The sequence below is a fragment of the Mesorhizobium sp. M0060 genome (assembly GCF_040323155.1).
Taxonomy (GTDB): domain Bacteria; phylum Pseudomonadota; class Alphaproteobacteria; order Rhizobiales; family Rhizobiaceae; genus Mesorhizobium.
The window spans coordinates 1-22289 of sequence record NZ_JAMYUP010000042.1; the positions used below are offsets into that span (position 1 = coordinate 1).

At 64.0% G+C, this 22289-nt stretch carries 10 protein-coding genes; 3 read left to right on the plus strand and 7 right to left on the minus strand.

Annotated elements, in window-relative coordinates; translation table 11 throughout:
• The 7 genes from NKJ94_RS27510 to NKJ94_RS27540 form a co-directional block, all read right to left on the minus strand.
• On the minus strand, positions 1-559 hold a 559-nt coding region (locus NKJ94_RS27510; RefSeq protein WP_352529554.1), incomplete at its 3' end, for a sulfate/molybdate ABC transporter ATP-binding protein.
• Between the two features lie 68 nt (positions 560-627).
• On the minus strand, positions 628-1512 hold the full coding sequence (gene cysW / locus NKJ94_RS27515; protein WP_352529556.1) for a sulfate ABC transporter permease subunit CysW: 885 nt from the start codon (positions 1510-1512) through the stop codon (positions 628-630).
• Positions 1505-2356 (minus strand): sulfate ABC transporter permease subunit CysT, encoded by an 852-nt coding sequence (cysT, locus tag NKJ94_RS27520; protein ID WP_023720880.1) that lies wholly within the window; start codon positions 2354-2356, stop codon positions 1505-1507. The genes cysW and cysT overlap by 8 nt, the downstream gene beginning before the upstream one ends.
• Before the next feature lie 19 nt (positions 2357-2375).
• Complete coding sequence (locus tag NKJ94_RS27525; protein ID WP_352529558.1) at positions 2376-3404, minus strand: sulfate ABC transporter substrate-binding protein; 1029 nt, start codon at positions 3402-3404, stop codon at positions 2376-2378.
• A 223-nt stretch (positions 3405-3627) separates the two neighbouring features.
• Positions 3628-4350: a M15 family metallopeptidase gene (locus NKJ94_RS27530; RefSeq protein WP_352529617.1), complete on the minus strand. Its 723-nt coding sequence runs from the start codon at positions 4348-4350 to the stop codon at positions 3628-3630.
• Positions 4351-4368: 18 nt separating this feature from the next.
• On the minus strand, positions 4369-6450 hold the full coding sequence (gene pbpC / locus NKJ94_RS27535) for a penicillin-binding protein 1C (RefSeq protein ID WP_352529560.1): 2082 nt from the start codon (positions 6448-6450) through the stop codon (positions 4369-4371).
• 174 nt (positions 6451-6624) lie between these two features.
• Positions 6625-12099, minus strand: coding sequence for an alpha-2-macroglobulin family protein (locus NKJ94_RS27540; RefSeq protein ID WP_352529562.1), 5475 nt, complete (start codon positions 12097-12099; stop codon positions 6625-6627).
• A gap of 273 nt (positions 12100-12372) precedes the next feature.
• On the opposite strand from NKJ94_RS27540, the gene NKJ94_RS27545 reads away from it, so the two are divergent.
• From NKJ94_RS27545 to NKJ94_RS27555, 3 genes are all read left to right on the plus strand, one after another.
• The gene (locus NKJ94_RS27545) at positions 12373-14301 is read left to right on the plus strand and encodes an autotransporter assembly complex protein TamA (protein WP_352529564.1); all 1929 of its coding nucleotides are present in this window, start codon (positions 12373-12375) and stop codon (positions 14299-14301) included.
• Positions 14301-20351, plus strand: a complete 6051-nt coding sequence (locus tag NKJ94_RS27550) for a translocation/assembly module TamB domain-containing protein (protein ID WP_352529566.1) — start codon at positions 14301-14303, stop codon at positions 20349-20351. The genes NKJ94_RS27545 and NKJ94_RS27550 overlap by 1 nt, the downstream gene beginning before the upstream one ends.
• Before the next feature lie 271 nt (positions 20352-20622).
• Positions 20623-22275: an ABC transporter substrate-binding protein gene (locus tag NKJ94_RS27555; protein ID WP_352529568.1), complete on the plus strand. Its 1653-nt coding sequence runs from the start codon at positions 20623-20625 to the stop codon at positions 22273-22275.
• Positions 22276-22289 lie beyond the last annotated feature (14 nt).

Consider the following 22289-nt stretch of genomic DNA (forward strand, 5'->3'; position numbering starts at 1 on the left):
CGGTGGCGTCGTGGATGTCGCGCAGCCAGCGGCGCAGTTCGCGGCGCACCTGGGCATCGAGCGCGCCGAACGGCTCGTCGAGCAAAAGCACGGCCGGTTCGATGGCCATGGCGCGGGCAAGCGCCACGCGCTGGCGCTGGCCGCCCGAAAGCTGCGCCGGATAGCGCTTTTCGAGGCCGGAAAGCTGGACGAGATTCAACAGTTCCGAGGCGCGGCGGCGGATTTCCTTCGCCGATGGACGGGATGGCCCGTGTCGGACCTTGAGGCCGAAACCGATATTGTCGGCGACCGTCATATGGCGAAACAGCGCGTAATGCTGAAAGACGAAGCCGACATTGCGCTCCTGGATCGACTTTTGCGACGCATCCTCCTCGCCGAAGAATATCTTTCCCTTCGTCGGCCGCTCCAGCCCGGCGATCAGCCTGAGCAATGTCGTCTTGCCGGAGCCGGAAGGTCCGAGCAACGCGATCAGCTCGCCGGACTTGATGTCGAGCGATACGTCTTGGAGCGCCGGAAACCGGTCGAACTCCTTGCGCACGTTGGCAACGCGAACTTCCATTAACCGTCCCTTTTTGTCGAGGTATGTCGTTATCCCAAAACCGCTACGCACTTTTGGGCGACATGCATTCAGTGTCCGCGCGTCGCGGCGATCTCGGCGCCGTAGCGCATTTCGAGAAGTGTTTTCAAGACCAGCGTGACGAGCGCCAGGCCGGCAAGCAGCGAAGCGACGGCAAAGGCGGCGGCGGCATTGTACTCGTTATAGAGGATTTCGACATGCAGCGGCATGGTGTTGGTCAGCCCGCGTATGTGGCCCGACACCACCGAGACCGCGCCGAACTCACCCATCGCGCGGGCATTGCACAACAGAACGCCGTAGAGCAATCCCCATTTGACGTTGGGCAACGTCACGTACCAGAACGCCTGCCAGCCATTGGCGCCGAGCGAGAGCGCTGCTTCCTCGTCGCCATTGCCCTGTTCCTGCATCAGGGGGATTAGTTCGCGCGCGACAAAGGGGAAGGTGACGAAGACGGTGGCCAGCACGATGCCCGGCACGGCAAACAGGATGACGATGCCATGCGCCTTCAGCCAGGCGCCGAGCAGGCCTTGCGCGCCGAACAGAAGTACATAGACCAGGCCGGAAATGACCGGGGAGACGGAAAACGGCAGGTCGATCAGCGTGGTCAGGAACGCCTTGCCCTTGAACTCGAACTTGGCGATCGCCCAGGCGGCGGAGATGCCGAAAATCACATTGAGCGGCACCGAGATCGCCGCGACCAGAAGCGTCAGGCGGATCGCCGAGCGGCTGTCGGCTTCGCCCAGCGCCTGCGTGTAGGCGCTGATGCCCTTGGCGAAAGCTTCCTTGAAAACGATGATCAGCGGCAAGAGCAGGAAGATGGCGAGGAACGCAAACGTTACCGCCATCAGCACGGCTTGCGCCGGGCGGCTTTCGGTTACCGCCGCCGAGCGGCTTTCGTGGTGCGGCGCGTAGGATTTGATCTCCGGGTCAGCCATAGCGCTTGCGGCTCCAGGTCTGCACCAGGTTGATGACCAGCAGCATCACGAAGGACAGCGCCAGCATGATCGCCGCGATTGCGGTCGCCGCGGCGTAATTATATTCCTCGAGCCGGATGACGATCAGAAGCGGTGCGATCTCGGATTTGTAGGGCAGGTTGCCGGCGATGAAGATAACCGAGCCGTACTCGCCGACGCCGCGCGCGAAGGCCAGCGCGAAACCGGTGACGATAGCCGGCGCCAGTCCGGGAAGCAGAACACGGCTGATGATCTGGAAGCGATTGGCGCCGAGCGTGGCGGCCACTTCCTCTACTTCTTTGTCGATTTCCTCCATGATCGGCTGCACAGTGCGCACGACGAAGGGCAGGCCGATGAAGATCAGCGCGATGACGATGCCGAGCGGCGTATAGGCGACCTTGATGCCGAGCGGCGTCAGCAGGCTTCCGATCCAGCCATTCGGTGCGTAAAGCGTGGTCAAAGCGATGCCGGCAACCGCCGTCGGCAGCGCAAAGGGCAGGTCGACCATGGCATCGACGATGCGGCGGCCGGGAAAGCTGTAGCGCACCAGCACCCAGGCGACGATCGTGCCGAAGACGACGTTGACGGCGGCCGCAATGAAGGCCGTGCCGAAGCTGATTTCAAGAGCGTTGATGGTGCGGCGGTCGGTGACGATCGCCCAGAAGTCGGTCCAGCCGAGCGCCGCCGAGCGCCAGATCAGCCCGGACAGGGGAATGAGGATGATGAGGGTGAGGTAGGCAAGCGAGAAGCCGAGCGTCAATCCGAAACCCGGAATGACGCTCGGCTGTCTGAACCGCCACCCCGCCTTGGCGGGTGCTGTGGTCATGTCGTCCTGATCTAAATTGCTACTGGGCCGGCTTATAGATCTGGTCGAATATACCACCGTCGCCGAAATGATAAGGCTGTGCCTTCTTCCAGCCGCCAAAAAGCGGGTCGTCGATGGTGATCAGCTTGATCTCAGGCTGCTTGGCCAGGTCCTCCGCCGGCACCAGGTCGGGCTTCGAAGGACGATAATGGTTCTTGGCGATGATCGTCTGGCCTTCCTTGGAATAGAGATAGCTCAGATAGGCTTCGGCAATTTTGCGCGTGCCTTTGGCGTCGACATTGGCGTCGACCACGGCGACCGGCGGCTCCGCCAGGATCGAGGTCGGCGGGTAGACGATATCGAAATTGTCGGCGCCAAACTCGTCGAGCGCCAGATAGGCCTCGTTTTCCCAGGCGAGCAGCACGTCGCCCAGGCCCTTTTGCGCGAAGGTCACGGTGGCGCCGCGCGCACCGGTGTCGAGAACCGGGACATGCGCATAGAGATTGCCAACGAATTCCTTGGTCTTGGCCTCGTCGCCGCCATCCTTGGCGCTGGCATAGGCCCAGGCGGCAAGATAGTTCCAGCGCGCCCCGCCGGAGGTCTTCGGATTGGGCGTGATCACCTGGACATCGTCCTTGACCAGATCGCCCCAATCATGAATGCCCTTGGGGTTTCCCTTGCGGACGAGGAAGATGATCGTCGAGGTGTAGGGCGCCGAATTGTTTTCGAATTTCGTCCGCCAGTCGGGATTGATCTTCTTCGTTTTCGAGACAATGGCGTTGATGTCGCCTTCGAGCGCCAGCGTCACCACGTCGGCGTCGAGCCCGTCGATCACGGCGCGCGCCTGGGCGCCGGATCCGCCATGCGACTGCTGGACGGTGACAGTCTCGCCTGTCTCGGCCTTCCAGTGGGCGACAAAGGCCTCATCGAATTGCTTGTAGAGCTCACGCGTCGGGTCATAGGACACGTTGAGAATGGTGGTGTCGGCAAACGCGAAACCGAGCGTGCCGAACTGGACAGACGTGGCGACCAGTGCGCCGAGCAGTTTCCTGAAATGAGGTTTGATCATTTCCGCCTCCGTTGAACTCGCGCCAATCTACCGAATTGATAGAATTTAGATGCATTCAATGTTGCCTTTTTTGGCCTATTGAAGCAATTTTTCGCCTACTTTCGGCGATACGAGGAACTATTTTCCCCGCGCAGGATCCATGGTCGCGCTCCCGACGCGATTATCTAGAAACGGCTAGCTCTTCGGCAATGGCCGAATCGCGTCCGAACGAGGTTTCGGCGGACTATTCGTCGGTAACGGGAAAGTTGAAGCGCTCTCTGGGAAACGGCTCGTCTTCCAGCGTGAAGTGCCACCATTCGCGCGCGTAATTCTTGAAGCCGCCGGCGTGCATCGCCTCGACAAGTTTTTTGCGGTTAGCCGCCGCTTCACTGGCAATCGGTCGGTGAGCCGTTTCGCTCACCGGATCGAAGCAGTCGAAACCAGTGCCGAAATCGAGCGTATCGGCATCGGTCGCGCCGCAGGCCGGTTTCGGAGCGCTCTTGCGGTTGGCTCGCGCGATCGCGACATCGACCGTCGATCCGCGCGAATGGGTGGACAGTTCGCCGATATAGCCCTTGGCGATGAGATCCTTGCGCTTGACCTTTGGGTACCATTGCGGGTCCGGTGGTCCGCCCGTTTTTGTCCATTCGCCCGTGTCGGAGACAGCCCGCGCAGGGCGGTAGCAGTCGAACACGACCAGCGTCAGTCCTTCGGCAGCAATCGCTTTCTGCACTCCCGAAAGCGCTTGCGCCGCTTGCCTGGTGAGGACGCATACCGGCGCATCGTAACCGCTTACCTTGCGATGCAGGAAGTTTTCGAAGCCGGCATAGCGGATATCCTGCCGGATACTGGGATCGATGTCGGCCAGCCGAACAAAGCCGGCTGGGAGGTCAGCGGCGAAAGCGGGGGAAATACCGGCGGCCGAAAGCAAGGCGTAAAACCCAATCCCCTGAATCACCTGCCGTATTCTATTCAAGGGAAACTTTCACTCGACGAAAACCTTTACGCTGGCCGCGCGTCCCGCCGCGTCGATCACGGTCAGGGTGGAATAGCCGGCGCCGTCCGGCTGCCAGGTCGCGGTGCGCCGCCGGTCGATGCCGACCAGCGGCTTACCGTTGGCCAGCCAGCGGAACGGTGCACGGCCGCCTTGCAGCTTGAGCACCAGCGGCGTGGCGGCGGCCGAGGAAGTGCCGAGATCGACGCGGGCGCCGTCAGGCGGAAAGATGATGGTCGGCGCAGGTTCGGTCGGCGTCGCCTGTACCAGTCCATCGGCGCCGGCGCCGAAGCGCGTCAGCGTCACGGGCAATTCTTCGCGCTTTGGCCGCCGGACGCCGGCCGGTTGGGTTGGCAGCGGCATGGCGGCCAGGCCGGAACGGACAAAGCCTTCGAACAGGATGGGCGCGGCCGAGACATAGCCGGACAGCCCGGGCACCGCGCCGGCATCGGGGCGGCCGACCCAGACGCCGAGCACGTAGCGGCCGTCGAAGCCGACCGACCAGGCGTCGCGATAGCCGTAGGAGGTGCCGGTCTTGTAGGCGATGCCGCGCTGGGCAGCACCCTGGGGCGGCTTGACGCCCGACAGGATGTCGGTGATCTGCCAGGTCGCCTGATCGTCGAGGATGGTGGTGGTCGAGCGTTCGGCATTTGCCGACTCGGTGCCGTCATGCAGCGTGTGTGCCTTGCCGCCATTGGCGAGCCCGGTATAGAGCTGAACCAGGTCGCGCAGCGTCACCCCGACGCCGCCGAGGCCGATCGCCAGGCCAGGCGCTTCGTTGACGGGCAGCACAGGGTTTACGCCGGCCTGCCGGAAGCGCGCCATCAGCCGGGCCGGGCCGACCGCATCGAGCACGCGGATCGCCGGCACGTTGAGCGACAATTGCAGCGCCTGCCTGATGCTGACATCGCCCTGATAGCCCATGTCGAAGTTCTTCGGCCGGTAACCGGAGAAATCGGCTGGGCTGTCCTCGATCAGCGTCTCCTGCGCCACCAGGCCTTGTTCGAAGGCGAGGCCATAGATGAACGGCTTCAGCGTCGAGCCAGGCGAACGAACGATTTTGGTCATATCGATCCAGCCCGAACGGCTGGCATCGAAGAAATCGGCAGAGCCGACCTCGCCAAGAATATCGCCGGTGCGGGCATCGGCCAGCACCATGGCCACCGAGAGGCGAGGGCCGAGCCTGGCGGCGGCATCCTTGGCCACCTGCTCCAGCCCTTCCTGGACGCTCTTGCGGATCGTCAGTTGCAGCTGCTGGCCGGGAATGGCCTTGGGCAGCATCGTATAGGCCGCGTGGGCGGCGAGCGCCGGCAAGGTCCGCCGCAGCCCCGACACATCGTCGAGCGCGGCTCTCGCGGCCTCGCGTTCGCCGAGCAGGCCAGCCGAGACCATGCGGGTCAGCACCCGGTCGCGGGCGGCATGGGCGATCTCGAGATTGCGATCGGGGCGCCGCTTCTCCGGCAATTGCGGCAAGGCGACGAGCAGAGCCGCCTCCGAGACCGTCAGCCGCTTCGGCTCCTTGCCGAAATAGGCAAGCGAAGCGGCACGCACGCCTTCGAGATTGCCGCCATAGGGCGCCAGCGTCAGATAGCGTTCGAGGATCTCGCGCTTCGACAACCGTCGTTCGATCTGAACGGCGCGCAGCATCTGCTTGATCTTCGAGCCGAGGCTGCGGCTGTCGCGCGGTTCGCTAAGCCGGGCGAGCTGCATCGACAGCGTCGAACCACCGGAGACGATGTGGCCACTGGTCGCGAACTGGCCGGCGGCACGCGCCAGTGCCAGCACGTCGACACCCTGATGATCCCAGAAGCGCTTGTCCTCATAGGTGACCAACATGTCGACGAACTGCTTGTCGACCTGGTCCAGGTTGGTGGCAAGCCGCCAATAGCCGTCCGGCGTGGCGAAGGCCCGCAGCAGCTGGCCGTCACGGTCCTGCACCTCGGTCGAGACCGTCAGCGCGGGTGGGAGCGGCGGCGGAAACGCGCGGTCGAGCTGCCAGAGGGTGGCGGCTGAAAGGGTCAACACGGCGGCGCACCCTGCGGCTCCAATAGCGAATTTGCGAAGCATCTTCATAGCTGGAAAGAGGCCCCCTCATCCGGCCGCTTCGCGGCCACCTTCTCCCCATTGGGGAGAAGAGACTGGCGCCGGCGCTGGCCGTCTTCTCTCCCCTCGAGGAGAGGTCGACCGAGCGAAGCGGAGGGCGGGTGAGGGGGCACTTTGCTCATGGCGTCCATCACCATCTTTGCCTTACGGCGCCTTGACCTCCATCATGCCGGTGGCGGTGCGGGCCGAATATTGCGGCCGGTACATGTCCTCGATCGTCGCCGCCGGATGGGCATAAGTGCCCGGCGTCACCGCGCGCACGACATAGGCGAGCGTGATGTGGCGGTCGCCGTCATTGGGATTGAACGCCGCGACGAAACGGTCGTCGCGGAATTCGAGATGGGCAGCATCGGTCGGCGCCAGCCAGGAGAAGTTCGTCAATTGAGCGCTGGAGACCAGGCCCGGATTGTCGATCTCGAAGCCGGCCGGCAACAGGTCGGTGATCAGGAGCCGCGAAGGCCAGGTGTTCTGCTCGTAGACCTTGAGCACGACGACATAGCGTTCGTTCTGCTTGACCTCCGTGACATTGGCCTCTGTGCCGTCGAGTTTGTAGTAGGTACGGCTGATGGTAAAGCCGTTGCCGCTGGCCGGCAGAGGCTGGATCGGCGAGGCGACGGTGGTGACGACCGCCTGCAGCGGATTGCTGCCGGTGTTGACGATGGTCAGCGGATTGTCGGCCAGGTCGCCGCCGGCGATCTGGTCCGAATAGCCGCCGGCATGTGGTGCGCCATTGATGGTCAGCGCGATCGAATCGTTGCCGGCCTTCAGCGCGCGAGCCGCCAGCAGCATCCAGGCCTCGTCCTGCGTGCTGGTCCACCTGGCGTCGGCGCGTTCCCTGGTCACCAGCTGGATCAGCGCCGGCACGATGGTCGGCACTGGTTTGCTTTCCGCAGCAAGCGCCAGGATCGCCGCGCCGTCACGTAGCCGTGAGCCATAATCGGACCGGTAGTAGTCATATTCGGGGGTCGACTTGGCCAGTTGCAACGCGGCCTGGAAGGTTGCCGCCGAGCGCTGCGTGTCACCGTAGAGCGCGAGAGACGCGGCCAGTTGGGCGACGGCCATCGGGCTGGTAAAGGCTTCGAGCTGGGTGTCGGCATAATAGCGCAGATCGCCGACCGAGGCCTTCTTGTTGCGGGCAAGCACATAGAGCGCATAGGCGATCTCGCTGCCGCGATCCTGGACGTCCTGGTCGTAGCCGATCCCGTTCTGCAGATTGCTCAGCGCCTGGTTCATCGCCAGGGCCGGCACGTCGTATTTCTGCTCGCGCGCCCGGGTCAGGAAATCGGTGACATAGGCGTCGAGCCACAGATCGCCGGAACCCGGACCCCACAGGCCGAAGCTGCCGGCCGAGGCCTGGTAGCTCAGCACCTTGTAGATGGCATCCTGGACGCGGTCATGCAGATCCGGGTCGCTGGCCATGCCGATGCCGGAGGCCAGCTCATTGACGTAGAGAAGCGGCATGGCGCGGCTGGTGGTCTGCTCGGCGCAGCCATAGGGGTAGCGGTCGAGCGTCATCAGCAGCGACGGCACGTCGAAGGCAGCTGACTGCGAAACGCCGACACTGACAGAAGCGCCATCGAGCAGGCTTGCTGCCAAGAGCTCCTTGTCGGCGCGCAGCGCGCCGCCATTGCCCTTGAGGTCGACGACCATTCGGGTGGTCACCGGCAGCTGCGCCGGGCGCACCGGCACATAGAGCGTCTGCTCGACGGCGGTGCCGTCGGCATGGGCGAGCTTGATGGTGATCGAGGCGTTGCCGGCGGTCTGCGCAATCAACGGCACAGTCAGCGTCTGCCGCTTGCCTTTGGCGAGCGTCAGCTTCTCAGGCAAGGCGGCACTGCCGGTGGACAGGTCGCCTGTCGTGTTGACGGTCAGCTTGTAATCGCCTGCGGGGCCGTCGGTGTCGGCGACGTCGAGCCGCATGACGGCGGAATCGCCCGGCGCCAGGAAGCGCGGCAGGCCGGCGGTGATCACCACCGGATCGCGCACGATCACATCGGACTGGGCATGGCCGACCGCTTCCTTGGTCCAGGCGACGGCCATGACGCGCACGGTGCCGTTGAACTGCGGAATATCGAAGTCGATCCGCGCCTTGCCGTCAGCGTCGAGCTGGACCGGGCCGGAGAAGAAGGCGACCAGCTTTTCGGTCGGCGGACTGCCTTGCGACTGCATGTTGGCGCCGTCGCCGCCGGTGCGCAGCTTGCCGGTTGTGCCGAGCGAGCCGTCGATCAGCCGGCCGTAGATGTCGCGAACCTCGAGACCGAGCATGCGCTGGCCGAAGAACCAGTTCTCCGGATCCGGCACCTTGTAGTTGGTCAGGTTGAGGATGCCGACGTCGACGGCCGCGACCATGACATAGGCGTTGGTGCCCGGCTGCACGCCGGCGACGGCGACCGGGATCGACAGCTGCTGGCGCGGCATGGTCTTGTCGGGGGGCGTCAAGGTGACGGCGAGCTTCCGCGAGCCCGGATCGAGCTTCAGCCATTTGACGCCGATGGCGCGGGCCGGCATACGCGTCTCTTGCGCATCGCCTGGCCTGAACAGCGTTGCCGTGACATATGCGCCGGCGCCCCAGTCGTCGCCGACCGGGATATCGACAGTGCTGCCGCCGGCCGGCACGGTGGCGGTGACGGTCTTCAAGAGCTTGTCGGCGCCGATGGTGACGAGCAATTCGCCGGCAAAATGCGGCGACACTTTCAGCTTGGCCACTTCACCGGCCGCATAGGTATCCTTGTCCAGGGCTATCTCTAGCCCGTCAGGCGTTTCGGTGGTGGTGGAACTGACGTACCAGCCAGCATCGAACTCGTAGCTGGTGGCCGGGCCTTCCGGATCTGATGTCTCGATCTCGAGCCGGTAGCGGCCCCAGTCGACCGGCAGCGACATGGTAGCCTCGCCATCGGCGCTCAGGTCGACCTGGCCGTTGGCAACCGCCTTGGTGAAGGTGACCGGCTCATAGTTCCAGAAGTTGCTCGAGCGGTACCACTGGTAGTTGCGCTCTACCTTGACCAGCGACCATTGCGCACCTTTTAGCGCCTCACGCGTGCCGTCGGGGTCGACGGCGATCAGGCTGAACTTGGCCGTGCCGCCTTGCGGCACCGCGTCGCCGTCGAAATCGGGGCGGATGCCGATCATATGGCCCTGCGGGCGGATGCCGATATTCAGCGAGCGCTCGATGGCGCGGCCGCCGGTCTCGCGCATCCGGATCGTGACCTTGGCATCGACCAGCTTGGTGGTCGACGGCAGTTGATCGACGGAGACAGGGAAGGTCGCCTTGCCGTCCTCGCCGACCACCGGCAAGCCGGTGAAGGGCGTCACCGTCGGTTCCGCCGACTGTTCGTCGGCGAGACCGAAGGAATAGCCCTTGAAGCGGTCCCAGTCGCGGGCGGTCGACAGCGTCAATTCGCCTTCGAGGGCGAGGCCCGCGGCCGGCGCGCCATAGAGAAAGCGGCCGTCGACGGTGATGTTGGCGGTTTCGCCCTGCGCGATCTCCTGCTTGTCGGAGGACAGGTCGAACTCGATCCGATCCGGGACGAAGTCCTCGACCAGGAACATCTGGCTGGCGACCGCTGCCTGCTTGGGGTCGGTGTGGATCGCCACCGTCCAGGTGCCGCGCATGGCGTTGGGTTCCAACGGCAGGTCGACGGCGTGGCCGCCGGCCGATGCGCCGTCGCTGACGATGCGGCGGTCCTCGACGCCGTCGGGCCGCGAGAAGATGAATGTCAGCGGCAGGTTCTCGACCGCCTTGGCGGCACTGTCGCGGGCAAGGGCCGCGACGTGGACGTCTTCGCCGGCGCGGTAGATGCCGCGTTCGGTCCAGGCATAGACGTCGAGCGCGCCCGGCGCCGGGCGCCCGCCGACGCCACGATCGGACAGGTCGAAGCCGGCCCGGCCCATGTCGAGGAAGACGAAATCGTTGTCGCCCTGCTTGGCCATCAGCACGGCCGGCGCCATGCCGCTGTCGCCGCGCGTCAGACCGGGGTTGAACACCGCCCGCCCTTCCGCGTCGGTGGTCGCGGTGCCGAGGATTTCGTTGTTCCTGGCCAGCAGCGTCAGTTCGGCGCGGGCAATCGGCTTGGCGGTTGCGAGCGAACGGGCAAAGACGTTCAGCCCATCCTGTCCGGTGTAGGTCGACAGGCCGATGTCGGAGACGACGAACCATTGCGTGGCACGCGAATCATAGTCGTCGTTGTGACCGTTGACGGCTTGCGCGGTCAGCACATAGACGCCGGGCTTGCGCTGCGGCAACGCCTCGTCGATGGGAAAGGAGGTGGTGACTTCCTTGTTGAGGTCGCTGGCGATGTCGAGCTGGCCTTGCCAGACCGGCTCGCCCATCTGTTCGGAGATGTTCGAAATGTCGTAGCCGTCAAGTTGGCGAAGGAACTGATACCCCGACAGAAGCTGGGCCAGCGAGCGGTCGCCGATGCGGTAGAGCTTCATTTCGGCGGCATTCATGTTGACGGTGACGACCGGTATACCGCGGCGTGCGCCGGCAGGCAGCACGAAGCTGTCGCCGGTGAAGCGGGCCGAAGGCGCGCGGTCCTGCACGTAGATCGACAGCACCACCGGTGCTGCGGTGACCTCGCCGATGGCGGCCGGCAGGCCGGCGCGGAAGGTCACGTCATAATGCTGGCCGTGCTCTAGCCCTTCGACGCAGATCTGCTTGTCCTTGGCTTCGACGCCTTTTGGGGGGGCGTTATCGACGGTGACGAATTGCGCATAGTCGACGCCGGTCTTGACCAGGTCTTCGGAGAACTGCGCGCAGATGCGCGGCGCGCTGGTGTCGGCGTCGACGGTATGATCGATGATGCGGAAGCCCTTGCGGGCCTTGAGATCCTGATAGGCGGCCCTCACCGCCGGCGAATTGACCAAAGCCAGACTCGCCTCGTAGGCCTGCAGGGCCGGCCTGTAGAGATCGCGGCGATCAAGGCCGTCGCCGAGCAGTGCCAGCACATCGGCACGCGTCTTGGCGGTGCGCAGCAGTTTGTACGCATTGAAGGCGGCGGAGGTGGCGTTTGCCGGCAGGGTCGATGCTTCCGAACTGTTGGCGGTCGGATGGACGGCAAGCGTTTCGCGCGCCAGTTCGAGCCAGAGCTGGCCATCATCCGGCAACACCGAAACCGCCGCCTCGTACTTTTGCATGGCCGAGCGACGGTCGCCCGTCAGCGCCGACTGTTCGGCGACCGCCCTCAGCGCCGTCAGCCCCTCGGTCGGCTTGGTGTAGGTCGGGCTGGTGAGCTTGTTGCGGTATTGCTGGGCCTGGTCGGCCATCCAGTTGGGGAAGAAGGCGAGTTCGGGTGGCGCACCGATGTCGGGGTCGCCGTCGATATTGACGACTTTTCCGGCGACGGCGCCGCCGAAGGGTTTCAGCGAATTGTAATCGGATTTAAGGAAGCACCATTTGGCCTTGAGGTTGTAGGTGAAGGCGCGGCAGGCCGGATCGCCGAGGCAAGTGGTCTTGCACTGGTCTAGGCTGACATTCTGGTCGGATCTGAGGTCGAAACCGAAATAGTCGGAATTGTCCGATGTCACCACCCGCCGGGCTTCGGCCGCTTGCGCGACACTGCTCCAGGCAAAAAAGAGAAGGAAAAGAATCGATAGACCACGTGCCGCGCGCATTGCCATAAACCCCTCCAGACAAGTGCTAACGTCCAGACATGTTCAAGCTTCAGTCGCGCTTGTCAACATCAGGACGCGGCAGGATCCGCCTGCCAACGGTTTGCTTTCCGGCCGGTGACCGGTAGTACCTCCATAGGACAGGGGATCACGCTTTCTTGCGGCGATGCAGAAGGTGTGAGTTCCAAGCCCTGTCTATTTCAGCAATTGGATTGTGGCCCCTTTACGAGCGCTTCAGAACTTCATTCCAATTTTAGTTTTGCGAGCTAGGCTAGGAACATAATGCCGGCGTATGAAAGGCAGATGTCGGGAGGAACCGCGCCACGGCGCGCGCTTTCGCGCGCCCTGCTTTTTGCCTTGCTGTGCTCGACGGCACTTATTGTCGAGACCGGAAATGCGGCCGCCTTCGAGATTTTCGGCATCAAGCTGTGGGGGTCGTCGAAGGACGAAGATGCCGATATCGTCGACCCGCTGCGCTATGCAGTGACGATTGAGGCGCCCGACGCCGACAAGGATCTCGCCGAGAAGCTCGAAAACGCCTCGACCCTGAAAGCCGACGAGGAACACCCAGTCTCGGGTTCGCTGGGCCTTTTGGCCAAAGCGCGCAGCGATCGTGAGCAACTTGTCGCTGCACTCTACGCGGACGCGCGCTACGAGGGTGTCGTCACCATCACTATCCAAGGCAAGCCCCTCGACGATTTGCCGCCCGATGCCGAGTTTTCGGGTCCGCAGCCGATTCCGGTGGTGATAAACATAGCAGCCGGGCCGAAATTCACGCTTGGCAATATCAGGCTTGAGGGCGATGCCGCGGGCTTGGCAAGCGCCGATTTCGGTCTGATCGCCGGCGGTGACGCCAGCTCGGGAGCTGTCCTCAAGGCGGAGGCCCTGATCGTGCGGGCACTCAAGCAAGAGGGCAGGCCCTTGGCCAAGGTGACGGACCGCGAGATCGTCGCCGAGCACGCCGGCTCGACGCTCGACGTGACGCTCACCGTCGCGGCCGGGCCGGTCGCCGGCTATGGCGATACCACTGTCGAGGGCACCGAAAAGGTCGACCGCGACTTCACCGAATATATGACCGGCCTGAAGCGCGGCCGCCAATATTCGCCCGATGAGATCGACGATGCACGCGACCGGCTGCTTGGGCTGGAGGTCTTCAACAGCGTGACGCTGAAGGAGGCCGACAGCCTCGATGCCGAGGGCAACATCCCGATCGGTGTCCAGGTCAGCGAACGCAAGCCGCGCTATTTCGGCATTGGCGGCACCTTCTCAAACACCGAGGGGCTAGGTCTCGAAGGCTATTGGGGCCACCGCAATCTGTTTGGCCGCGCCGAAAAGCTGCGCATCGACGGCAAGATCAGCGGCATCGGCAGCAACGACCTGACCCAGCTCAATTACAATGCCGGCATCATGTTCGAAAAGCCAGGCGTGGTCGGACCGGCGTCGAAATTCCTTGCCAGCGTCAACACGGTGCTAGAGCACCCCGACGCCTACGATCACTTCTCGGTCAAGGGCAGCACAGGCCTGTCCTACGAACTCGACAAGAAGCAGACGGTTTCCGCGCAAGTCGCGCTCGACTATTCGAAGATCCACGACGCTTTCGGCAAGCACACCTATCTGATTGCCAGTATTCCGCTGCAATATGTATACGACAATCGCGACAGCAAGCTCAACCCGACCAGGGGCTTCAGGGTGCTGGCCTATGCCGAGCCGAGCTACGACATCTTGAGCGGGGCTGCTTTCGTCAAGCTGAAGGGCGAAGGATCGGCCTACCAGTCGCTCGATTCGGCCTCGAAATTCGTTTTCGCCGAACGCGTCGCCATCGGCTCGATCATCGGCGCCGGTCTTCAGGACGTTCCGGCCGACCGGCGCTTCTACTCCGGCGGCGGCGGCTCGGTGCGCGGCTATGCCTATCAAGGCATCGGCCCGAAGGACAGCAATGGAGAGCCGATCGGCGGGCTTTCCTTCTTCGAGACCTCGGTCGAGATGCGTATCGCCGTCACCGACAAGATCGGCGTCGTGCCGTTCGTCGATGCCGGCACGGTGTCGACCAGGCAGGTCCCCGATTTTTCGGACATGAAGGTCGGCGCCGGTGTAGGCTTGCGCTATCTGACGGCGTTCGGGCCACTGCGCATCGACGCGGCGGTGCCGCTCAACCGCGGTCCTGACGATCCTCATTTCGGCATTTATGCCGGCATTGGCCAGGCATTCTGATGGCAATCTTTAGGCGCATCCTCCGCATCCTTTTCTACACGCTGCTCATCGTCGTGGCAGCGGCGGTGGGAGCGGTCGTCGTGCTGACCAAAACCGAGCGCGGCCGCGAAAACCTTGCCGGCATCATCTCGACCATGGCCTCGACCGGCGATCGCAAGGTCACTGTCATCGGCATCGACGGCATCTGGTCGGGTGCGCTGACCGTCGATCATGTCGTTCTGGAGGATCGCGAAGGCGCCTGGATGGTGGCGCGCAAGGTGGCTGTCGACTGGTCGCCGCTGGCACTGCTGTCGAAGAGCTTCAGCGCCGATCGAATTGGCGCCGAGCGTATCGAACTGGCAAGGCTGCCGCTGGCCAGCACACAACCGAGCCAGAGCGGAGCGACAACGCTGCCGGTCTCCATCGACGTCAAGCAACTCGACCTTCCCGAAATCGCGCTCGGGCAGGCTCTGGCCGGCAATGGTGTCGCCGAACTTGCAGCCAAGGGAGCGCTCAAGGCGGATGCCTCGCCATTGGCGATGGAGAGCAATCTCAACATCGTTCGCCACGATGGCAAGCAAGGCACGGTCGACGCCAAAGTCCATTTCGCTCCGGCCGACAACAAGCTCGACTTAGACCTCAAGGCATCCGAGCCGGCCGGCGGCATTATCGCCAACCTGCTCAAGCTGCCGGATGCGCCGCCGGTCGAGATCGTCGTTTCCGGCACAGGACCGCTCGCCAACTGGAATGGCATCGGGACCTTCGTTGTCGACGGCCGGATCGTCACCCAACTCACCGGTCGCCATCAGCTCACCGACGAGGGCAATTATGTCGAGGCCAATGGTGACGGCGAATTCGAGCGTTTTTTGCCCGAAACCCTGAAACCGCTGTTTGCCGGCAAGACCACCTTTGATCTAGCCGGCACAGCGACTACGGCGGGCGGCGTCGATATCGAGCGCGCCAATATCGACAGCGGCGCCGTGCACGCGACCGCCGCCGGCACTGTCGATCCGAACGGCGCCAGCGATCTTTCTGTGAAACTCGCGGCGAAAGGGCCGCCGATCGTGCTTAGCCTCGGCAGCGAGGCGCAGCCGATAACCGTGGCGATCAAAGACGCCACGGCCCGCGCTTTCGGCGATGGCAAGGCGCCGATGGTCGATATCGGCGCGTCGCTGGTCTCGGTGGTGGCGGGCGGCACGCGGGTGGACGACCTGATCGGGCAAGTGCATTCCGATGGTTTCGACATCCAGAACCGTAGCGGACCTGTCACCATCAAGCTGACAGCAGCCGGCCTGAACACCGACGTCGCGACGTTGGCGCCGCTGATAACGGGTAGGGTCAGCGCCGGTCTCGCCGGCTCCGTCAGCAAGGAACAGATTGTCGTCGACGAAGGCACGCTACGCAGCGACGCGCTCAATGCGTCCGTAACGGCCACAGTGGCGCTGGCCGATCTGTCGATGACGCTCAAGATGAATGCCGACGCGGCTTCGACGGCGCTGCCGCCGCAGATCAGCTCGGTTCTCGGTGAGCGCGTGCAGTTTTCCGCAACCGCGACCCGCGACCCGGACGGTGCGTTCGCCGCGAACGCATTGCAACTCACCTCCGGCACGCTTAGCGCCAGCGGCACCGCCAGTGCGCAAGGCACTGATATCCGGGCTGATATCAAGGGCACGCTCGGCGACGTGTCGGTGCTGTCGCCGCTGGTCGGCGCCAAGGCCGGCGGTGCCGTCGGTTTCGCGCTGACCGCAAGCGGCGCGCGCAGCGCTCCGGATTTCTCAGTTTCGGCCAACAGCGACAGCCTGACGGCGTCCGGCCATCTGGTGAAGCAGATCAAGCTGAGCGCAAGCGGCAAGGCCGATATCGCCAGTCCCGCCGCCGATGTCTCGCTGACCGGCTCGGTCGACGACCAGCCGCTCGACCTCAAGGCATCGCTGGTCACCACCGACGGCAAGCGTTCCATCAATGGACTTGCCGTCTCGCTGGCCGACAACAAGATCTCTGGCGACCTCACGCTCGACGACGGCCTGCTGCCGCTCGGCACGTTGACCCTCGATGCCCGGGATATTGCTCCGCTGGCGTCGCTCGCCGGCCAGACGGTAGCGGGCGACGTGCGTGGCACGATCCGCTTCGCGAACGACAATGGAGCGCCGACGGTCGCGATCGATGCGACGAGCGCCGCGATTTCGCGCGGCGAACTGGCGGCGAAGACAATCGCCGTCAACGCGCTGGTCGCCAACTATCTCAAAGCCCCGGCGATCTCCGGCAAAATCAAGGCCGACACGATCACCTCCGGAACCACGATGATCAGCGGCATCGATGTCGACCTGAAACGCGATGGCGACTGGACCGGCTTTAGCGGCGCCGCCACGGTCGCCGGCATTCCGGCCAGCGCGGCCGGGCGGGTCAGGGTTGCGAACGGCATCACCAGCATCGAGCTTGCCTCGGGCGAGGCGACCATCCGCGGCATCAAGGCAGCTATCGCGCAGCCATCGGCGCTGACAATCGCCAATGGCAGGGTGAGCATAGAGAAACTGGCGCTCGGTGTCGGCGGTGGTTCGGTTGCCGTGTCGGGTACGGCTGGCCAGACGCTTGATCTCGCTGCCACCATGTCGGCGGTGCCGGCCGCACTTGCCAATGATTTTTCGCCGGGCCTCGATGCAGTGGGCACGCTCAGCGGCACTGCGCAGGTCACGGGATCGTCGGCTGCTCCCGACATCCGCTTCAACGCCCAGCTCAGCGGCGCCGAAACCAGTCAGACCCGGCAGGCTGGGCTCGGGCCGCTCGATCTCGATGCGGCAGGCCGCTTCTCGTCGGCCAGCGGCATCGCCATCGAGCACGCGACGCTTGCCGGCGAGAAAATCTCCGGCAAGGCGGCCGGCACCATCAATCCGAACGGCGCCAGCGATTTCTCGCTCGACCTCGCCTCGACCGGTCCGAGCCTGCCGCTGTCGCTCGGCAGCAAGGCAAGCCCGATCAAGCTCGAGCTGCAGGCGTTATCACTGAAGGCGGCCGGGCAGGGCACCCAGCCGAAGCTCGACGTCTCCGCAACGCTGCCATTGGCCGCCACCAATCTAGCTAAGGTCGAGGGCATTACGCTTGCGCTACACTCCGATCGCTTCGACGTGGAGGCCCGGACGGGGCCGATCTCCGGCACGGTGACCGCTGAAAAAATCGGCCTCGACAACCCGACCGTCGCGCCGCTGATCGCCGGCAAGGTCACTGCCAAACTTGCCGGCAGCCTTGCCGCCGATGCCGTCGTCGTGGACAGCGGCACCGTGACCAGCGACGCGTTGAACAGCGGCTTTAACGGGCGGGTCTCGCTGGCCGACGGCGCCATCGACCTTAACCTCAAGGCGGATGCCGCCTCGGCGGCACTGCCGGCGGCGGTACGTGGCGTGCTCGCCGAGCGAACGCAACTCAGTGCCGCGCTGAAGCGGGACGCCAACGGCAATGTCACCGCCAACGCGGTCAGGCTGTCATCAGGCGCGCTGAGCGCCGACGGACAGGCGAGCCTTGCCGACAACAAGCTCAGCGCCGACATCAAGGGTGCGCTGCGCGACGTCTCGCTGCTATCCAAGGACGCCAAAGGCGCCATCTCTTTCGCGCTGAATGCGCAAGGCGCCAGCACCGCGCCGGATCTGTCGCTGACTGTTAATAGCGATCGGCTTTCGGTGGCTACGCGCGAGATCACTGGCCTGAAGCTCACCGCCACCGGCAAGGCGGACGCTGCCAACCCGGCAGCGAATGTGCAACTTACCGGAAATGTCGCGGACCAGCCGCTGCAGGGCAGCGCGGTGCTGGCGACATCGGACGGCAAACGCGCCATCAACGGGCTTTTGCTGTCGCTCGGCAAGAACCGGATTTCCGGCGACCTGGCCCTCGACGATGCCTTCGTGCCGGTCGGCACCGTGGCACTCGACCTGCCCGATATCGGTCCGCTTGCTGCCCTGGCACTGGAAAAGGCCGATGGCGATGTGCGCGGTACGATCGCCTTCTCCAAGGCGGGCACCGTGCCGCAGGTCGCCGTCAAGGCGACGACGGGCTCGATCTCGCGCGGCGATGTCTCGGCCAAGGCGGTGACCATCGATGCGCTGATCGCCAACTATCTGGCGGCACCGGTGATCTCCGGAAAAATCCGTGCCGACAGCGTCACTTCCGGCGGCACGGTTATCCGTGGTGTCGACGTCGATCTCAAGCGCGACGGCGAATGGACCGGTTTCTCGGGTGGCGCCACCGTCAAGGACATTCCGCTGAAGGCCGCCGGCCGGGTCAAGGCGGTCAAGGGCTCGACGACGGTCGAACTTGCCTCCGGGGAAGCGACCATCCGCGGCATCAAGGCGGCCATCGCCCAGGCCTCGACCATCACCATTGCCAACGGCTCGACCAGCCTCGACAGGCTGGTCCTCAACCTCGGCGGCGGCACGGCGACGGTCACGGGCAAGGCTGGGCAGGGGCTCGACCTCAACGCGACGCTGGCCCGCGTGCCGATCTCGATAGCCAACAGTTTTTCGCCGGGCCTCGATGCCGCCGGCTCCATCTCGGGCACGGTGAAGGTGACGGGGGCGCCGGCCAATCCGGCCGTTGCCTTCAAGATCGACGCCGCAGGCGTTCAGACGTCGCAGACCCGCGGTGCAGGTTTCGGCGGCATGGGCGTTTCATCCTCCGGTACGTATTCGGGCAACAGACTGACCTTCGACGCCAATATGAGCGATGCCGCCGGCCTCGGCCTCAAGGGCGGCGGCACGATGTCGACATCAGGCGCGCCCACCCTTGATCTCAACTTTTCCGGCAAGGTGCCGTTCGCCTTCCTCACCAGGACACTCGCCGCGCAAGGCCTGTCCTTGAGCGGCACGGCCGACGTCAATGTGCAGGTGCGCGGCCCGGCGACGTCGCCCGTGATCTCAGGCACGGTCCGCACGTCAGGCGCCCGCCTGGTCGACGCGCGCTCGGGGCTTGCGATCAATGACATCACCGCGGACGTCGCCATCGGTAATGGCGTGGCCAGGATCAATCGCCTGACCGGCACACTGTCGACGCGCGGCAGCCTTTCGGCCAGCGGCACCGTCGGCATCGATCCGGCAAAAGGTTTTCCGGCCGACTTGTCGGTCAAGCTCGTCGACGGCCGCTATACCGACGGCAAGGTGGTCACCGCCAATCTCGGCGGCGACCTGACCATCAAGGGACCGCTCACCTCCGCGCCGGTGATTTCCGGTACCGTCAACCTGGCCAAGACCGTCATCACCGTACCCGAAAAGCTGCCCGGCTCGCTGGCCGAGCTCAACGTCAAGCATAAAGGTGCGCCGGCAGCGGTGCGTGCGCAGGACAAGGCGTTGCGCCCGGCCGCTGCAAGCAGCGGTGGCGGCGGCAGCGGCCTCAACCTAGACGTCACGGTCAATGCGCCGAGCCAGATCTTCATCCAGGGCAGGGGCGTCGACGCCGAGCTCGGCGGTTCACTGCGGCTGACCGGCCCGGCATCGTCACCCCAGGCGGTCGGCACTTTCACCTTACGGCGCGGGCGGCTGACGATCCTTGCCAAGCGGCTGACCTTCACTGAAGGCACCGTCGGCTTCTCGGGCTCGCTGGTGCCCTACCTCAACCTCACGGCGCAATCGAAGACGACCAGCGCCACCGTGACCATCGTGGTATCGGGCGAGGCGAACAACCCGAAATTCACCTTTTCCTCGGTACCCGCGCTGCCGGAGGACGAGGTGCTGGCGCAGCTGATCTTCGGCCGCTCAATGTCGAACCTGTCGCCGCTGCAGATCGCGCAGCTCGCCGAGGCTGCCGGACAACTGGCCGGCGTCGGCGGCTCGACATCCCTGCTTCAGAACCTGCGCAGCGCAATCGGCGTCGACGATCTCGACGTAATCACGGACGAACAGGGCGGCACCGCCGTCTCGGCGGGCAAGTATCTCAACGACCGCACCTATGTGACGATCCAGAAGGGCGACAGGCCGGGCTCGGGCAAGGCAACCGTCGACCTCGACGTCGGGCGTGGCGTAAAACTGCGTGGCGAGGCAACCGACGCCGGTGAAGCCAAGGGCGGCATTTTCTACGAACGGGAATATTGAAGCCGGCCGTTGGCGCGGCGCGGGCGCATGGCAGTTGCTTTGTCAGAAGAACGAGCGGCGCAGCAGCAAATGTCCCAGTTTAATCGCCTGGAGATTTCGAACGAAATCCCTTGCGCAGTAGCAATTTTGCGCCAAGACTGTCGTTATCACGCGAACCGCCCTGCTTCCAAAGTTGCACATTCCTTGGCATGTTCCCAATCCGTGCCGTCTTTGACATCATGGCGCGAATGCGGAATGTTAAAAGGCAGAAAGCCAACAATGGGAGTTAGTCATGACGATCTACAAGAGTAACGGCGACCGCGTTCCCGATCACATCCTGGCCATGGCCGAAGACGCCAAGGCAGGCAAGATGGATCGCCGCGAATTTCTGGCTCTCGCCAGCGTCTTCGGCGCGTCGACGGCAATGGCTTATGGCATGCTTGGCCTTGCAGACCCCACGCCGGCCAAGGCGGAGGAGATCCAGGGCAAGAAAGGCGGCATACTGAAGGTCGCGCAATGGATCAAGGATCCGAAGGATCCGCGCAAGTCCGACTGGTCGGAAATCGCCAATGCCGAGCGCCAGGCGCTCGAGCCGCTGGTCAAATACACCACCGAATACACGTTCCGCCCCTATCTGCTGGAAGCCTGGGACGTGAATGACGACGCTACCGAATACACGCTGCATGTGCGCAAGGGCGTCACCTGGAACAATGGCGATCCGTTCACCGCCGACGACGTCATCTTCAACCTCAAGCGTTGGGGCGACAAGAAAGCCGAAGGCAATTCCATGCCCGGTCGCCTCGGCTCGCTGGTCAAGGACGACAAGCTGGACGAAAGCGCAGTGACCAAGGTCGACGACCACACGATCAAGCTGAAGCTCAGCACGCCGGATATCGCCCTCATCCCCAATGTGTGCGATTATCCCGGTCTCATCGTCCACAAGACCTTCGACGAAAAGGGCGGCGATTTCAAAGCCTGCCCGATCGGCACCGGCCCATTTGAATTGGTCTCCTACGATGTCGGCCAGAAGGTCGTCTACAAGCGTCGCGAGGACAACAAGTGGTGGGACGGCGAGGTCTTTCTCGACGGCATAGAGTTCATCGACTACGGCACCGATCCGGCGGCGATGGTCAGCGCTTTCGAAGCTGGCGAGGTCCATACCAATTTCGAGACGTCGGCCGACTATGTGTCGATCCTCGATGGTATCGACCTGGTCAAGTCCGAGGTCGTCACCGCTTCGACGATCGTCTGCCGCACCAATGTGACCAACAAGCCTTATGGGGATCAGAAGGTCCGCAACGCCCTGCAGCTCGCGGTCGACAACGCTGTCGTCCTTCAGCTCGGCAACGGTAATGCCGGCACTGTCGCCGAAAACCACCATGTCGCCCCGATCCATCCGGAATACTACGAGTTGCCGAAGGTTGCTCGCGACCCGGCCAAGGCAAAGGCGCTGATGGCGGAAGCCGGCCAGGCCGATTTCGAGCACGAGCTGATCACGGTCGACGAAGACTGGCACAAGAACACCGGCGATGCGATCGCTGCGCAGATGCGCGACGCCGGCATCAAGGTCAAGCGTACGGTGTTGCCGGGTTCGACCTTCTGGAACGACTGGACGAAGTATCCGCTGTCGATGACCAACTGGAACATGCGGCCGCTCGGCGTCCAGGTTCTGGCGATCGGCTATCGCACCGGCGAAGCCTGGAACGAGACGGCTTGGTCGAACCCGGAGTGGGATGCCAAGCTCAACGCTGCGCTCGCAGTTGCCGACGCCGCCAAGCGCAAGGAAATGATGAAGGACATCGAGCAGATCTTGCAGGATTCCGGCATTATCATCCAGCCTTATTGGCGCAAGCTCTACAGCCATTCGGTCAAGGCGGTGCAGAACTACAAGATGCACCCGACCTTCGAGCGCGACTACGGCAAGGTCTGGCTCGACCAGGCCTGACCGGACGATCCGGA

What these genes read in the sequence shown, in the direction of transcription:
- cysW (WP_352529556.1), bottom strand. Translation starts at nt 1,512, where the DNA reads ATGGCTGACCCGGAGATCAAATCCTACGCGCCGCACCACGAAAGCCGC.
- NKJ94_RS27550 (WP_352529566.1), top strand. Translation starts at nt 14,301, where the DNA reads ATGGCAATCTTTAGGCGCATCCTCCGCATCCTTTTCTACACGCTGCTC.
- pbpC (WP_352529560.1), bottom strand. Translation starts at nt 6,450, where the DNA reads ATGAAGATGCTTCGCAAATTCGCTATTGGAGCCGCAGGGTGCGCCGCC.
- cysT (WP_023720880.1), bottom strand. Translation starts at nt 2,356, where the DNA reads ATGACCACAGCACCCGCCAAGGCGGGGTGGCGGTTCAGACAGCCGAGC.
- NKJ94_RS27525 (WP_352529558.1), bottom strand. Translation starts at nt 3,404, where the DNA reads ATGATCAAACCTCATTTCAGGAAACTGCTCGGCGCACTGGTCGCCACG.
- NKJ94_RS27545 (WP_352529564.1), top strand. Translation starts at nt 12,373, where the DNA reads ATGCCGGCGTATGAAAGGCAGATGTCGGGAGGAACCGCGCCACGGCGC.
- NKJ94_RS27555 (WP_352529568.1), top strand. Translation starts at nt 20,623, where the DNA reads ATGACGATCTACAAGAGTAACGGCGACCGCGTTCCCGATCACATCCTG.
- NKJ94_RS27540 (WP_352529562.1), bottom strand. Translation starts at nt 12,099, where the DNA reads ATGGCAATGCGCGCGGCACGTGGTCTATCGATTCTTTTCCTTCTCTTT.